The 13,648-nt window shown below is 68.3% G+C and carries 15 protein-coding genes and 1 tRNA gene; 10 read left to right on the plus strand and 6 right to left on the minus strand.

Annotated features, from left to right (window positions below):
- The 8 genes from BGN97_RS12715 to BGN97_RS12750 all read left to right on the plus strand — a co-directional run.
- The coding region (locus BGN97_RS12715; protein ID WP_292702089.1) for a DUF3097 family protein at nucleotides 1–768 on the plus strand (768 nt) is incomplete at its 5' end.
- Between the two features lie 59 nt (nucleotides 769–827).
- Nucleotides 828–1,553: a tRNA (guanosine(46)-N7)-methyltransferase TrmB gene (trmB, locus tag BGN97_RS12720; protein ID WP_292702091.1), complete on the plus strand. Its 726-nt coding sequence runs from the start codon at nucleotides 828–830 to the stop codon at nucleotides 1,551–1,553.
- Complete coding sequence (locus tag BGN97_RS12725) at nucleotides 1,550–2,419, plus strand: CPBP family intramembrane glutamic endopeptidase (protein ID WP_292702094.1); 870 nt, start codon at nucleotides 1,550–1,552, stop codon at nucleotides 2,417–2,419. The genes trmB and BGN97_RS12725 overlap by 4 nt, the downstream gene beginning before the upstream one ends.
- A gap of 72 nt (nucleotides 2,420–2,491) precedes the next feature.
- On the plus strand, nucleotides 2,492–3,790 hold the full coding sequence (locus tag BGN97_RS12730; protein WP_292702098.1) for a cysteine desulfurase: 1,299 nt from the start codon (nucleotides 2,492–2,494) through the stop codon (nucleotides 3,788–3,790).
- Nucleotides 3,790–4,230, plus strand: coding sequence for a Fe-S cluster assembly sulfur transfer protein SufU (sufU, locus tag BGN97_RS12735; RefSeq protein ID WP_292702100.1), 441 nt, complete (start codon nucleotides 3,790–3,792; stop codon nucleotides 4,228–4,230). Before BGN97_RS12730 ends, sufU begins: the two co-directional genes overlap by 1 nt.
- Nucleotides 4,231–4,275: 45 nt before the next feature.
- Nucleotides 4,276–4,348, plus strand: a tRNA-Arg gene (locus BGN97_RS12740).
- 227 nt (nucleotides 4,349–4,575) lie between these two features.
- Entirely contained in the window at nucleotides 4,576–4,791 is a 216-nt protein-coding gene (locus BGN97_RS12745) for a DUF2945 domain-containing protein (protein ID WP_292702102.1), read from the plus strand.
- Nucleotides 4,784–5,359, plus strand: a complete 576-nt coding sequence (locus tag BGN97_RS12750; RefSeq protein ID WP_292702105.1) for a DUF488 domain-containing protein — start codon at nucleotides 4,784–4,786, stop codon at nucleotides 5,357–5,359. Before BGN97_RS12745 ends, BGN97_RS12750 begins: the two co-directional genes overlap by 8 nt.
- On the opposite strand, the gene BGN97_RS12755 is transcribed toward BGN97_RS12750, so the two are convergent.
- The 6 genes from BGN97_RS12755 to BGN97_RS12780 all read right to left on the minus strand — a co-directional run bounded on the left by BGN97_RS12755 (nucleotide 5,319) and on the right by BGN97_RS12780 (nucleotide 11,323).
- Nucleotides 5,319–6,113, minus strand: coding sequence for an SGNH/GDSL hydrolase family protein (locus BGN97_RS12755; RefSeq protein ID WP_292702108.1), 795 nt, complete (start codon nucleotides 6,111–6,113; stop codon nucleotides 5,319–5,321). The genes BGN97_RS12750 and BGN97_RS12755 overlap by 41 nt on opposite strands.
- Nucleotides 6,114–6,218: 105 nt before the next feature.
- Nucleotides 6,219–7,085, minus strand: a complete 867-nt coding sequence (locus BGN97_RS12760) for a carbohydrate ABC transporter permease (protein WP_292702208.1) — start codon at nucleotides 7,083–7,085, stop codon at nucleotides 6,219–6,221.
- A gap of 41 nt (nucleotides 7,086–7,126) precedes the next feature.
- The gene (locus BGN97_RS12765) at nucleotides 7,127–8,143 is read right to left on the minus strand and encodes a sugar ABC transporter permease (protein WP_292702110.1); all 1,017 of its coding nucleotides are present in this window, start codon (nucleotides 8,141–8,143) and stop codon (nucleotides 7,127–7,129) included.
- Complete coding sequence (gene ngcE, locus BGN97_RS12770; protein WP_292702113.1) at nucleotides 8,140–9,558, minus strand: N-acetylglucosamine/diacetylchitobiose ABC transporter substrate-binding protein; 1,419 nt, start codon at nucleotides 9,556–9,558, stop codon at nucleotides 8,140–8,142. The genes BGN97_RS12765 and ngcE overlap by 4 nt, the downstream gene beginning before the upstream one ends.
- Before the next feature lie 83 nt (nucleotides 9,559–9,641).
- Complete coding sequence (locus BGN97_RS12775) at nucleotides 9,642–10,394, minus strand: SIS domain-containing protein (protein ID WP_292702115.1); 753 nt, start codon at nucleotides 10,392–10,394, stop codon at nucleotides 9,642–9,644.
- Nucleotides 10,391–11,323 (minus strand): MurR/RpiR family transcriptional regulator, encoded by a 933-nt coding sequence (locus BGN97_RS12780; RefSeq protein WP_292702118.1) that lies wholly within the window; start codon nucleotides 11,321–11,323, stop codon nucleotides 10,391–10,393. The genes BGN97_RS12775 and BGN97_RS12780 overlap by 4 nt, the downstream gene beginning before the upstream one ends.
- Nucleotides 11,324–11,413: 90 nt before the next feature.
- On the opposite strand from BGN97_RS12780, the gene BGN97_RS12785 reads away from it, so the two are divergent.
- Nucleotides 11,414–12,397, plus strand: coding sequence for a BadF/BadG/BcrA/BcrD ATPase family protein (locus tag BGN97_RS12785; protein ID WP_292702121.1), 984 nt, complete (start codon nucleotides 11,414–11,416; stop codon nucleotides 12,395–12,397).
- Between the two features lie 27 nt (nucleotides 12,398–12,424).
- Nucleotides 12,425–13,648: arginine--tRNA ligase (locus BGN97_RS12790; RefSeq protein WP_292702124.1), on the plus strand; the 1,224-nt coding region annotated here is incomplete at its 3' end.

The following is a 13,648-nucleotide window of genomic DNA, read 5'->3' on the forward strand; positions in this document are numbered from 1 at the left end:
GTGCCCGCCGTGAAGGATCTCGTCGTCGAGGTCGCTGCGGACGGCTACTGCGGCGCGATCACGCGGGTCGAAGCCGGGATGGTCGAGCTGGAGGACTGGAAGGGCCGCCGACGCAGCTTCCCGATGGGCGGTGGATTCCTCGTGGAGGGCAAGCCGGTGCGACTGGTGGTGCCGAAGGCGGCGCCGCAGGGCACCAGGCGCACGGCGTCCGGCTCCTTCGTCGTCGCCGACGACCGCGCGAAGGTCGCGCTGCCCAGCCGCATCCTGGTCGAGGGCCGGCACGACGCCGAGCTCGTGGAGAAGGTGTGGGGCGCCGACCTGCGTGCCGAGGGCGTCGTCGTCGAGTACTTGCAGGGCATCGATCTGCTCGAGGAGCTGCTGACGGAGGCACCGCCGAACGCGACCCGCCGCTACGGCGTGCTGGTCGACCACCTCGTGCCCGGGTCGAAGGAGACCCGGATGGTCGAGCAGATCCTGCGCGGCCCGCACGGGAAGCACCTCAAGATCGTCGGTCACCCGTACATCGACGTCTGGCAGTGCGTCACGCCGGCCGCGATGGGCATCCGCGCCTGGCCGCAGATCCCGCGTGGCACGGACTGGAAGACCGGCATCTGCCGTGCGTTCGGCTGGCCCGCGGAGGACCAGGCCGACATCGCGCGGGCGTGGCAGCGCATCCTGTCCCGCGTGACCACCTTCCGCGATCTCGAGCCGTCGCTGCTCGGACGGGTGGAAGAGCTGATCGACTTCGTCACCGCTCCGGCATCATGAGCGGCCGGTCGCGCGGCATCCCGACGGGCCGGGAGGGCTCGCCCCGGTACCCTGGAGGGATGCCAGAACCCCGCACCTTCCGTGAAGAGCCGGTCTCGTTCGTGCGCCGCAGCGGCCGGATGTCCGAGGGACAGGAGCGGGCGTTCGAGGAGCTCGCTCCCTTCTATCTGATCGACGTCCCGCGCGACGTGGCGTTCACCTCGGTGCATCCGGATGCCCGCCTCGAGGTGGCATCCGTCTACGGCCGCACCGCGCCCCTGATCGTCGAGATCGGGTCGGGTCAGGGGCACGCGATCGTGTCGGCGGCGTCGTCGCGCCCTGACGACGACTTCCTCGCGGTTGAGGTCTTCCGCGCCGGGCTTGCCCGGACGATGCTCGACGCGGATCGCGAGGGCGCCCGCAACCTGCGTCTGGTGGAGGCGAACGCCCCTGAGGTGCTGTCGACGTTCCTGCCGGAGGGTGCGGCATCCGAGGTGTGGATCTTCTTCCCCGACCCGTGGCACAAGTCACGTCACAACAAGCGCCGTCTCGTGCGGCCCGGGTTCCCGGCGACCGTCGCGCGCGCTCTCGCCGACGGCGGACTGCTGCGTCTGGCGACCGACTGGGAGGACTACGCGCTGCAGATGCGCGAGGTGCTCGACGAGGCGCCCGAGTTCGAGCGCGCCTTCGACGGCGAATGGGCCGAGCGTTTCGACGGCCGAGTGATGACCGCCTTCGAGCGCAAGGGCATCGCCAAGGGCCGCGACATCCGGGACCTGACCTACCGCCGGGTTCCGCGGGTGTGACTGCCGTCGCCTGGCGGCGGCTCGGGCCCGCCGCACTGGTGTGCCTCGCGGCGCCGGCCTTCTTCGCGCTCGGCTGGACCTGGCTGGGGTGGATGCTGATCGCGATCGGCGTCGGAACCGCCGCCCTGGTGGAGCGCCGGCCACCCGAGAGCGGCGGAGCGGTGTTCGCCGGTCACCGGCCGACGTGGCGCATCGGCGAAGGACGCGCGCCGTCACTCGTGCGGGATCTTGTGCTGATCGCGGCCGGGATGCTGATCGTTCACGCCATCTCGTTGGAGGCTCAGCTCGACGACGCGGCGATGCTGCGATTCACCCTGGCGCTCGGGGGAGCGGTGCTCGCGCCGTACCTCGTCTCTCGGTTCGTGTTCCGGGATCGGGCGATCTCGTTCCCATGGCGCACTCGCAGGCGCTGGGCGCGCTGGCAGTGGGCGTGGCTGGTGGCCGTGCTGGTGCTCGGGTGGCTGATCCTGCCGTACTACTTCATCTCCAGCGGCGTGTACCGCAACTGGCCCGTCGTCGACTCGCCCGAACTGATCGGCCGGCTCTTCGTCGGTGTGGGAGCGGTGGGCATCTGGGACGAGCTGTTCTTCATCTGCACGGTGTTCGCGCTGCTGCGGAGACACTTCCCCGACCTGGTCGCGAACCTGCTGCAGGCGATCGTGTTCGTGTCGTTCCTGTGGGAGCTCGGTTACCGCGCGTGGGGGCCGGTGCTGACCGTCCCGTTCGCCCTGCTGCAGGGCTGGATCTTCCTGCGCACGCATTCGCTCGCCTACGTCGTCACGGTGCATCTGCTGTTCGACGCGGTCGTGTTCGCCGTCCTCGTGCACGCGCACAATCCGGGCCTGCTCCCGGTGTTCCTGATCTGAGGCCGCCTCGCGGGACGACAGCTCCTGACGCACGACGGCCGTCGCGGTCTTCGCAGATGGGAGACTGGAGGGGTGCACAACACCGCCTCCATCGTGGACACACTCACCGAAGCGGAGGTGCTCCGCCTCCGCGAGGACTTCCCGATCCTGCAGACCGAGGTGAACGGGCATCCGCTCGTCTACCTCGACTCCGGCGCGACCGCGCAACGGCCGCTCGGGGTGCTCGATGCCGAGCGCGACTACCTCCTGAACCTCAACGCGGCCGTGCACCGGGGCGCGCACACGCTCGCCGCCGAGGCGACGGATGCCTTCGAGGACGCGCGTGAGACGGTGGCGCGCTTCGTGGGCGCCGATGCCGACGAGATCGTCTGGACCTCCAACGCCACAGAGGCCGTGAACCTCGTCGCCTACTCGCTGTCGAACGCCTCGGCGGGACGCGGCGGAGCCGAGGCGGACCGGCTTCGTCTCGGCGAGGGCGACGAGATCGTGACCACCGAGATGGAGCACCACGCCAATCTCATTCCCTGGCAGGAGCTGGCCGCACGCACCGGCGCGACGCTGCGCGTCATCCCGCTCGACGACGACGGCGCCCTGCGCATGGAGGAGGCGGCCCGGCTGATCGGGCCGCGCACCCGGATCGTCGCCGTCACGCACGTCTCGAACGTCCTCGGCGTGATCAACCCGATCGAGGAGGTCATCGCGCTCGCCCGGGAAGCAGGGGCGATGGTGCTGCTCGACGCCTGCCAGTCCGCCCCGCACCTTCCGCTGGATCTGCACGCACTCGACGTGGACTTCGCGGTGCTTTCGGGACACAAGATGCTCGGTCCGACCGGGATCGGCGCCCTGTACGGCCGGCGGGACCTCCTCGAGGCGATGCCGCCGTTCCTCACCGGTGGTTCGATGATCACGACCGTCACCACCACCGAGGCCGCGTATCTGCCCCCGCCGCAGCGATTCGAGGCCGGGACGCAGCGCGTCTCGCAGGCGATCGCACTCGCCGCCGCCGTCCGCTACCTGGAACAGGTCGGAATGCCGCGGATCGCCGCGCACGAGGCCGAGCTCGGAGCCCTGCTCGTCGACGGGCTCGGTGCGATCGACGGCGTGCGGGTGCTGGGCTCGGGCATCGCTCGGCCCCGTGTCGGCCTCGCGAGTTTCGACGTCGCAGGCATCCACGCCCACGACATCGGCCAGATCCTCGACGACGCCGGCATCGCCGTGCGCGTGGGCCATCACTGCGCCCAGCCCCTGCACCGTCGTCTGGGCATCACGGCATCCACCCGGGCCAGCACCTATCTGTACACCACCCGCGACGAGGTCGACGCGGTGATCGCCGGGGTCGCTCGCGCGATCGACTTCTTCCGGAGGCGCTGATGACCTCATCCGACCTTCAGGGGCTCTACCAGGAGCTCATCCTCGATCACTCCCGCGCGCCGTACGGCTACGGGCTCCGCGAGCCGATCGCCGCGCAGTCGCACCAGCTGAACCCCACCTGCGGCGACGAGATCACCCTGCAGATGCACCGTGCGCCGGACGGCACGATCGAGGCCGTCGCGTGGGAGGGGCACGGCTGCGCGATCTCGCAGGCCTCGGCGTCGCTGTTCGCCGAACTGGTCGAGGGGATGCCCGAGGACGAGGTGATCAAGCGGATCGACGCGTTCCGCGAGGCGATGCGATCGCGGGGGAGGATCGAACCCGATGCCGAGCTGCTCGGAGACGCGGCCGCCCTGGGCGGGGTGTCGAAGTACGTCGCCCGCGTGAAGTGCGCGATGCTCGCCTGGGTCGCCGCGGAGGACGCTCTGCGCAAGGGGTGAGGCGGCACAGGAGGGGTCCCGCTGAATGATAGGCTCGATGAGTTCGCCTCCGTAGCTCAGCGGATAGAGCGCCGGTTTCCGGTACCGTAGGTCGCAGGTTCGATTCCTGTCGGGGGCACGAACGCCGAATGGGCCGCCCGAAGGGCGGCCCATTTCGGCGTTCTACCCGCCCCCGACAGAGTGGCCGGTGGGGACGCGGGGGCACGAACGCCGGACGGGGGCACCGATGGGGACGCGGGGGCACGACGGCCGAAGGCCGTCTCCCGTCTCGATACCCGATGCGACCACCTGACGGGCCGTCCGAGGCACAATAGCCCTATACGCCGCCATCGGAAGGAGCCCGTCATGCCTCATCGCTTCGAGACCGGGGATCACGTCACCTGGAACTCCGAGGCCGGTCACGTCAGCGGGCGCATCGTCAAGGTGCACACGGCCGATTTCGACTACAAGGGGCACACGCACCGTGCCAGCGAGGCCGATCCGCAGTACGAGATCAAGAGCGACAAAACCGACCACATCGCGGCGCACAAGGGCGGTGCCCTGAAGCTCGCCGATGACTGAGCGGACGATCCTCACGGTCGGGCACTCCACGCATCCGCTCGACGAGTTCCTCGGACTGCTGAGCGATGCGGACATCGGTGGGGTCGTCGACGTGCGCCGGCTGCCGGGCTCCCGGCGCTTCCCCTGGTTCGATCAGGACGCGCTGTCCTCGAGCCTCGCCGACACCGGGATCCGGTACGTCCGCATCCCGGAGCTGACCGGTCGCCGTCCCGTGCAGCGCGACGTCCCCGACGAGGTGAACGCGCTCTGGCGCAACCGCAGCTTCCACAACTACGCCGATCACGCGCTCGGCCCGGACTTCGCCCGCGGCCTCGGCGAGCTCGTGCGTCTGGGCGGTGAGAGCCGGACCGCGGTGATGTGCTCGGAGGCCGTGTGGTGGCGCTGTCATCGCCGCATCATCGCGGACCACCTGCTGGCCCGCGGCATCCGTGTCGAGCACATCATGCCCGGCGGGCGCATCTCGCCGGCCGAGCTCACCCCGGGTGCGGTGGTCCGGGGGACTCAGGTCGTCTATCCGGCCTCAGGCCCTACTTCGCCGGCTTCTGATGGGCGCCGTCCGCCGCAGTGACCGGCGCCGTGCTGAAGCGCTCCAGCGCGTCGTGAACCTTCTCGGCGAGGTACTCGTGGCCGGCGTTCGTCGGATGCCTGCGACCCGCACCCACATCGATCAGACGCAGGTAGTTCTCCGGCGTGATCCAGTTCTCCTGCACGGGAGAGATGTACCACCACGCGCGCTGGGCCGCCAGACGCGATAGGTCGCGGTCGATGCGCGCGGTCGATGCGCCGACGGGCAGCTCGTGCGGGGCGGGACCCAGCACGACGATCGGGACGTCCGGGAACTTGCCGGTCAGTGCATCCCACGCGGCGTTCACAGCGGCGGGGAACGCCGCGGCGTTCTCGCGGCGATCGTTGATCGAGCCCTCGATGACGACGAGGTCGGGGGCGATGCCCGGATCCAGCGCCTTGATGCGGGTCAGGTAGTCGGGTCCGTCGAGTCCCGGCTTCTGGTATCCGCTGCCGCGGACGCCGTCGACCACGGTTGTTCCGTCGATGAGTCCGGCGAGCAGATACGCGTACCCGTTCGTCGGGGGAGTGGCAGCCGAGCCATACGTCCAGGAGTCTCCGAACACCAGCACCTTCGGATGCTCGGGAAGCACGAGCGGGGCGGGCTGGACGCCGCTCTCGGCGGCCGCGATCGGCGGCGTCTCCGCGGGCGGCATCCAGGGCCGGGAGATCCCGAGGATCACCGTGAGCGCGACGGCGAGAGCGCCCACGACCACGAGGGCCGTGCGACGCCGTCGGGTCGGCGGACGCGTGGTCATGGGAGAAGAGTAGGTCATGTTCGGCTGGAAGAGAATTCGGGTGCTGCTGAGGGACGACGAAGGCCCGGGAACCTGCGGAACCCGGGCCCTCGGACCTGACGGATACTACTTCGAGGTGCCCTGCGAGACGGATCCCTGCAGCTGGCGCTGGAAGAGGATGTAGACGATCAGCACCGGGAGGATTGTGATGATGACCGCCGCGAAGAGCGCCCCATAGTCGACCTGGTATCCGGCGGCTGCGGAGAAGGATGCCATGCCCTGCGACAGCACCCACTGGTCCTTGCTGGGGTTCAGCGCGACGGGTAGCAGGAACTGATTCCACAGTCCGAGGAAGTTCAGGATGGCCACCGCGGCCAGGCCTGGTTTGGCCATCGGGAGCATCACCTGGAAGAACGTGCGCCACTCGCTGGCACCGTCCACATAGGCGGCTTCTTGGATCTCGTACGGCAAGGACTTGAAGAACGAGAACAGGAAGAACACCGTGAACGGCAGCGCGAACGCCACGTACGTGATGATCAGCCCGGGCAACGTGCCCTGCAGACCAATGTTCTTCAAGACGAAGAACAGCGGCACGATGGCAAGGAACACGGGGAAGGTCAATCCGGCGAGCATCAGATAGTAGATGATCCGGCTGCCCGGTACGGAGAAGCGGGCCAGCACGTATGCGCACATCGCGCCGAGCAGCATCACCAGGATCAGCGATGCGCCGACGACGATCACCGTGTTCAGGAACATCTGGCCGAAGTTGTTCTTCACCCAAGCCGAGACGTAATTGTCGAAGTTCCACGACCCTGGAAGACCGAACGGCGAGGTGAAGATCTCCGCGCTGGACTTGAACGAGCTGAACAAGGTCCACAGCATCGGGAGGATGACGATCGCCGACCACACTGCCAGGATGATGTGAGAGATCGTCTCGACGACGCGATCGCTGTTGGTGGCCTTCGGTGTGCGGACGCCTGCGGGCTTAGACATCGCGGAGTGATCGATGGCGATCATGCTTCTGGTGTCGTCACTCATGCGCGTCCTCCGTCTTTCCTGCCCCCGGTCGCCCAGTTCACAACGAATACAACGGCGGCGAACAGGAGCGTGATCACTGCGAGGACCACGCCCATTGCGCTTGCCAGGCCGAACTGGAACTTCTCGAATGCAGTGCTGTACAGATACTGGGACATCACGACCGTCGAAGGGTTGCGAACGGGGTTCAGCGCTGCCATGTAGACGAATGCGTCCAGCGCCATGATGCCTATGTAGATGTAGGCGGTCTGCACGTTGTCACGGATCAGTGGCAGCGTGATCGAAACCGTGGTACGGAATCGGCCGGCGCCATCGAGTCGGGCGGCCTCGTACGTCTCAGCAGGGACGCCCTTGATGGCGGCGATGAACAGCACCATGTAGAACCCGACCATTCCCCATACGATCACGAAGATGGAAGCACCCATGGCGGTGTTCTCGTCGCCGAGCCACGCGAAGTTGTTCGTGTCGATCCCGATCAGACCGAGCAGACCGTTCAGCAGTCCGCTGGGCGTGTAGATCATGCTCCAGAGGATGCCGATGACGATTGCGGGGATGACGTACGGGAAGAACGACACGATGCGGTAGAAGCTCGATCCCTTGAGGCCCCGCACCTGACCGCCGCTCGGGCCGCCGATCGTGATCATACTGGCGAAGATCAGCGCGATCGTGAGCGTCACCAGCGGCACGATCACGGCGAGGATGATGTTGTTGCCCATCGCCCGCAGGAATGTCGGATCCTTGAACAGCCTGACGAAGTTGTCGAGCGCGACGAACTTCATGTCCGGCGAGAAGCCGGTCCAATCGGTCATCGCGTAGTAGACGGCCTGGGCGAACGGTCCGATCACGAAGATCAAGAAGATCGCCAGCGGCAGGATGAGGAAGACCAGCAGGAAGGACACGAAGTCGAATGTCAGCTTGCGCCCGCCAAGGCGGAGCGGCTTGCGCCGCCCCGCCTTGGCGGAGATGACCGCGGCCGTCGCCGACCCCGGACCTCCATCGGTCGTCGAAAGAGTCACTTGATCTCGATCTTGGTGATCGACGAGTCCTCACGGATCTTGTCGGTCAGACCCTGCAGCGCGGCGGTGATGTCGGCGACGGTCATCTTGCCCTCCAGGAACGAGTTCCAGATGGGCAGCTGGTCGCCATTCATGCCGTACAGGTTGAACGACTTGATCGTGAAGACGTTGTCGCCGGCCGTGGCCAGCAGCTCCGACTGGGAGACGAGTGCCGTCGAGCCGAAGCCGTCGGCGGGCACGGTGTCCTTGACGATGGTCGGGGCCAGCTTCGCCTTCGCAAAGGCCGTGGCGGACTCCTTCGAGAGCATCGTGCGCAGCAGTTCCTTGCCGCCGGCCGGGTTCTTCGCGTTCGAAGGAACGATAAACGGCTCGCCGGCCTCGGCGCGCATGGTGCCCTTGGGAGTCGTTTGGCTGCCGTCCAGGGGGAGTTCCGCGAATCCCTTCATCTTGAAGTTGTCCGCGGTCTGCTTCTTCATCTCGTTCTCGATCCACGAGCCGGAGGGGTACAGCAACGCCTCCTGCTTGAGGCTCCACTGGGCCTGCGCCTCCGTGAACTTCGTGCCAGCACCACCAGGCTTGACATAGCCCGACTTGATGAGGTCGTAGAGGATCTCGAGGATGCCCTGGATGGCCGGGTGCGACCACGCCTTGGCGTCGAGGTTCTCCAGCGGCAGGCGCACGTCGTCGCCGGCCTGGATGACAGCGGAGTCCACCACCATGGTCTGGTAGTAGGTCGCCGCCTCCTGTCCCCAGAGGAAGAGGTACTTGCCCTTCGCCTTGGCGGCCTCGCCGAGGGCCTTCAGGTCCTGCCACGAGGTGGGGACGGTCCAGCCGTTCTCCTCGAACAGACTGGAGGAGTACCAGATGCCGTAGACGGTCATGACGTAGTTCAGCGCCACGAACTTGCCGTCGAAGGTGCCGGGCGCCTTGACGCCGCCGAACAGCGTGTCGCTGATCTTGGTGCCCTCGAGGTTGTTCGAGTCGAGCACGTCGTCGAGCGTCTCGAGCTGGCTGAGGATGGTGTTCCACCCGATCGAGTTGGCGCCAGAGTTGTCGATGAGGTCCGGCGGGTTGCCGCCGACGAAGCGTGGCTGCAGCTCCGTGGCGATCTTCTGCGTCGAGGAGACCTTGACGCTCACACCGCCGAGCTTCTTGTTCGCCTCCATGATCTTCGCGGCACTCTCGACGTAGTCCACGCCGTAGCCGCCGTCGAAGATGACCGCGTCGACCTTCGAGTTGGCGGCGACACCGAACGGGTTGTCAGCGGTGACCTTGCCGGTCCCCGCGCCGCCGCCACCGCCGCCGCCGGGTGCTGCGCACGAAGCGAGGGTTGCGCCGAACGGCAGCAGGAGAGCAGCCGTGGCCGCGCCGCGCAGCAGGTTGCGACGGCTGATGGATGCTTCTTTGAGTTCCATCTTCATACCTTCCGTAGTGATGTGATCGGTGTACAGGGTTCGGGCCCTTCGACGAGCTCAGGGTCCCAGGGTGAGCTCTGAGGTCAAGCTCCCCGCCGCAGGCGGCCCGCGTAGCGGTCCTCGAGGACGGAGTTGTGCTCATCGCCGCCGGGGATGTTGGCGGAGATGTACATCGGTGGGGTCTCGCCGCGCTCGGCGATCGTGCGCGCGACGCCGAGCGTCAGCAGCTGCGCGATGAAGGCCGCGGTGATGGAGGAGATCGCGCCGCCGCCGATGCCGTCCGTGATCTCGAGAGTGGAGTCGCCGTACGGGGCGAGGTTGTCGATGACGACGTCGGCGATCTCGCTGAGTCGCTTCCCGCTGGGATGCTTGGGCTCGACGCGCGCGGTGTGCTGCAGGCTCGTCACGGCGATGACCTTGTGGCCGTGCTCCTGCGCCCACAGCGCGGTGCCCACGATCGATCCGTTCACGCCCGAGTTGGAGGCGATCAGGAACACGTCGCCCTCGCCGACCGGAACCGTGGCCATCAGCTCGTCCACGACCCACGGCTCGCGCTCCAGGGAGCCGGTGAGCACCTCCACGCCGCGGTCGCCGTGCATCACGATGTCGCGCAGGGCGAATCGGTTGGTGGGGATCAGTCCGCCGGCGCGTCCCGCGATCTCCATCGCGAACGCCTCCGAGTGACCGGTGCCGAACGCGTGGATCACCCCGCCGTCGTCCAGCGCCTTCACCATGAGGGCGACGGCGGCGTCCAGTGCGCCCGCCTCGGCATCCGCGGCGAGACGCTCGAGCCGGGAGGTCGCCTGATGGAGCAGGTCGGTCGGGGTGGCGGTCATCGGTTCTCCTCCGTGACGGGGGCGGGCTTGGGGACGCGGACCGGGCGACGGTGGGCCGAGACGGCCATCGCGCTGGCGGCGAGATGCGTGGATGCCTCGCCGAACATCTGCTGCGCCACCAGCAGGTACAGCAGATCCAGCACCAGCAGCTGCGAGTGCTTGACGGACAGATCGTCGGGGCGCAGGTAGTGGGAGGGCTCCGCGGTGGCGAGCGAGATGTCGGCGATGCCCGCGAGCCAGGAGTCCGCGTCGTGCGTGATCGCGACGGTGAAGGCGCCGGCCGCGCCCGCCTGGGAGAGCATCTGCACGGTCTCGTCGGTGCGGCCCGTGCTCGACACGCCGATCGCGACCGAGGACGCGTTCTGCATCACGGCACTGGTGAGGCCGTCGTGCACGTCCGACCAGGCGTGCGCGTTGACGCCGATGCGGTACAGCCGGCCCTGGAACTCCCGGGCGATGACGCCGCTGCCGCCCACGCCGTAGATGTCGACGTGGCGCGAGGCGGCGATGGCGTTCGCGACCTGCATGACGGCGTCGAGGTCCAGGCGCGCTGCCGTGCTCTCCAGGCTGGCGACGTGCAGGGCGACGAGCGTCTGGAGCACCTTGCCCGGCTCGTCGGTGGCGCCGAACTCCTCGCCGATGTCGGCCTGCCAGCTCTCGTCGGCGTCTCCGCGGCCGATCTCGCTCGCCACACCGACGCGGAACTGCGTGTAGCCGTCGAACCCGATCGCCCGGCAGAAGCGGGTGACGGTCGCGGGGGAGGTGCCGGCACGGTCGGCGAGCTCGGTGATGGTCAGCTCGACAGGGGCCGCGGGGTGACCGGTGACCACGTCGGCGATCTTGCTCATCGCCGTCGGCATGGTGTGACGACCGGCCGCGATGCGGCGCGCGATCGTCATTCCGTTGCCGAAGTCCTTGGTCCGTGACACCATTGCCTCCTGAATCCCGCCCGGAGTGTTTCTCGTTGAGATGAAAACTATTCTCACGCGACGAAAACGTCAAATAGGACAACATCACAAATGAGTCACGAACCGCTGCTGCTGGGAATCGACGCAGGTGGGACCTCGACCAGGGCGGTGCTGACCGACCTGCACGGGGAATGCCTCGGATACGGCGTCGGCGGGCGCGGGAACCCCATCTCCGCGGGCCCTGAGCGGGCCGCGGACGGTGTGTTGGATGCTGTGGGTGCAGCCCTGTCGCCGTCCGGCCGGACCCTCGCCGACATCGCGGTGATCGTGCCGGCGATGGCAGGCATGCGGGCCGCGGGCGGTGCGGACTGGCTGCTGGACCGGCTCACCCCGCAGGGATTCACCGGGCGCCTGGTGTTCGAGTCCGACCTCCTGGCGACCTACTTCAGCGGGGCGGCCGCCGAGTTCGGATACGCGCTGGTCTCCGGTACCGGAGCCTGCGTGATCCGCGTGCAGGACGGTCGGATCGACGGGACCGGCGACGGGCTGGGGTGGCTCCTCGGCGACAGGGGGAGCGGGTTCTGGATCGGACACGCGATCGCGCGGGCGGCGGTGCAGGACCTCGACGGCACGGGACCGCGAACGGGGCTCACCGACCTCGTGCTGGCGCACCACGGCCTCGCGCGCACCGAGGTGCGCCACGACGGGCGCTGGCAGGAGCTCGAGGAGCTGGTCGGAGTGCTGTACTCCCGGCCCCCGATCGAGCTCGCCGGGCTCGCGCCCTTCGCCTTCGAGGTCGACGATGCGGTGGCGCGCGGCATCCTCGAGGAGGCGGGGGAGCACCTGGCGAGTACGCTCTCCGCAGTGCTGCGGGGCCCCGGACCGCTGGTGATCGGCGGAAGCGTCCTCGCCCGCAGCGGGCCGGTGCGCGATGCCTTCCTCGCCCGGCTCGGCGCCGCGGCCGGCGATCTGGACATGCGCGCGGTCAGCGATGGTGCGGTCGGCGCGGCGATGCTCGCCATCCGCGCCGCCGGAGGCGTGCTCGACGACCGGATCCTGGCCCGTCTGACGGAGACGGTCGCCGCATTCCGCTGAGTGCCGGGCCGGTAGACTTGTCGGTCTATGAATCCTGAAGCCCTCGCCGCAGCCATTCTCGCCGTCCTGACGCCGATCGCGGCGTCGCTGCGACCCGACGAGGAGCTGGGGCTCACGGTGTCCGACGTCGTGCTGGACCGCCCCCGCAATCGCGACCACGGCGACTGGTCCAGCAACATCGCCATGCGACTGGCCAAGAAGCTCGGGTCGAACCCGCGGGAGCTCGCGCAGCGCATCGCCGATGACCTGGCCTCCGTCGACGGGATCTCGAGCGTCGAGGTCGCCGGTCCCGGATTCATCAACATCCGCCTGGAGGCCGGCGCCGCCGGAGCCCTCGCGAAGACGATCGTCGACGCGGGCGCCGCATACGGCACCAACGACTCCCAGGCCGGCGTGTCGGTGAACGTCGAGTTCGTGTCGGCGAACCCGACCGGCCCGCTGCACATCGCGCACACCCGGTGGGCGGCGCTCGGCGACTCGATCGTGCGCCTGCTGCTCGCCAGCGGCGCGCACGCGGTGCGCGAGTACTACATCAACGACGCCGGCGCCCAGATGGAGCGCTTCGCGCAGTCCGTGCTGGCCGCGGCCAAGGGTGAGCCGACCCCCGAGGGCGGCTACCCGGGCGAGTACATCACCGAGCTCGCCCAGCGCGTGCTCGCCGCGCATCCGGGGCTGCTGGAGCTCCCCGAGGACGAGCAGCTCGTCGTAGCCCGCGACCAGGCCTACGAGTACCAGCTCGCCGAGATCAAGAACTCGCTCGAGCGCTTCAACGTGCCCTTCGACGTGTGGTTCTCCGAGCGCACCCTGCACGCCGCCTCCGAGGACGGCGGGCCCAGCCTCGTCGACCAGGCCGTCGACCGGCTGCGGGCGCAGGGACACGTCTTCGACGACGAGGGCGCCGTGTGGGTGCGCACCACCGACTTCACGGACGACAAGGATCGCGTCATCCGCCGTTCCAACGGCGAGTACACCTACTTCGCCGCCGACGCCGCCTACTACCTGAACAAGGGCGACCGCGGGTTCCAGAACAAGATCTACCTGCTCGGGGCCGACCACCACGGCTACGTGAACCGGCTCAAGGCAGTCGCCGGTGCGGCGGGTGAGGATCCCGAGAAGAACATCCAGGTGCTGATCGGGCAGATGGTCTCGATCAACGGGGCGCGCCTGTCCAAGCGCGCCGGGAACATCATCGAGATGGACGACCTGCTGAACTGGCTGGGCGCGGACGCGCTGCGCTACTCGCTGGAGCGC

It is taken from the genome of Microbacterium sp. 69-10 (assembly GCF_001897945.1).
Taxonomy (GTDB): domain Bacteria; phylum Actinomycetota; class Actinomycetes; order Actinomycetales; family Microbacteriaceae; genus Microbacterium.

Bases quoted from the DNA above. Each gene is read 5' to 3' on its own strand.
- BGN97_RS12745 (WP_292702102.1), top strand. From the start codon at position 4,576: ATGCCTCATCGCTTCGAGACCGGGGATCACGTCACCTGGAACTCCGAG.
- BGN97_RS12760 (WP_292702208.1), bottom strand. From the start codon at position 7,085: ATGTCTAAGCCCGCAGGCGTCCGCACACCGAAGGCCACCAACAGCGAT.
- trmB (WP_292702091.1), top strand. From the start codon at position 828: ATGCCAGAACCCCGCACCTTCCGTGAAGAGCCGGTCTCGTTCGTGCGC.
- BGN97_RS12775 (WP_292702115.1), bottom strand. From the start codon at position 10,394: ATGACCGCCACCCCGACCGACCTGCTCCATCAGGCGACCTCCCGGCTC.
- BGN97_RS12750 (WP_292702105.1), top strand. From the start codon at position 4,784: ATGACTGAGCGGACGATCCTCACGGTCGGGCACTCCACGCATCCGCTC.
- BGN97_RS12755 (WP_292702108.1), bottom strand. From the start codon at position 6,113: ATGACCACGCGTCCGCCGACCCGACGGCGTCGCACGGCCCTCGTGGTC.
- BGN97_RS12785 (WP_292702121.1), top strand. From the start codon at position 11,414: ATGAGTCACGAACCGCTGCTGCTGGGAATCGACGCAGGTGGGACCTCG.
- sufU (WP_292702100.1), top strand. From the start codon at position 3,790: ATGACCTCATCCGACCTTCAGGGGCTCTACCAGGAGCTCATCCTCGAT.
- ngcE (WP_292702113.1), bottom strand. From the start codon at position 9,558: ATGGAACTCAAAGAAGCATCCATCAGCCGTCGCAACCTGCTGCGCGGC.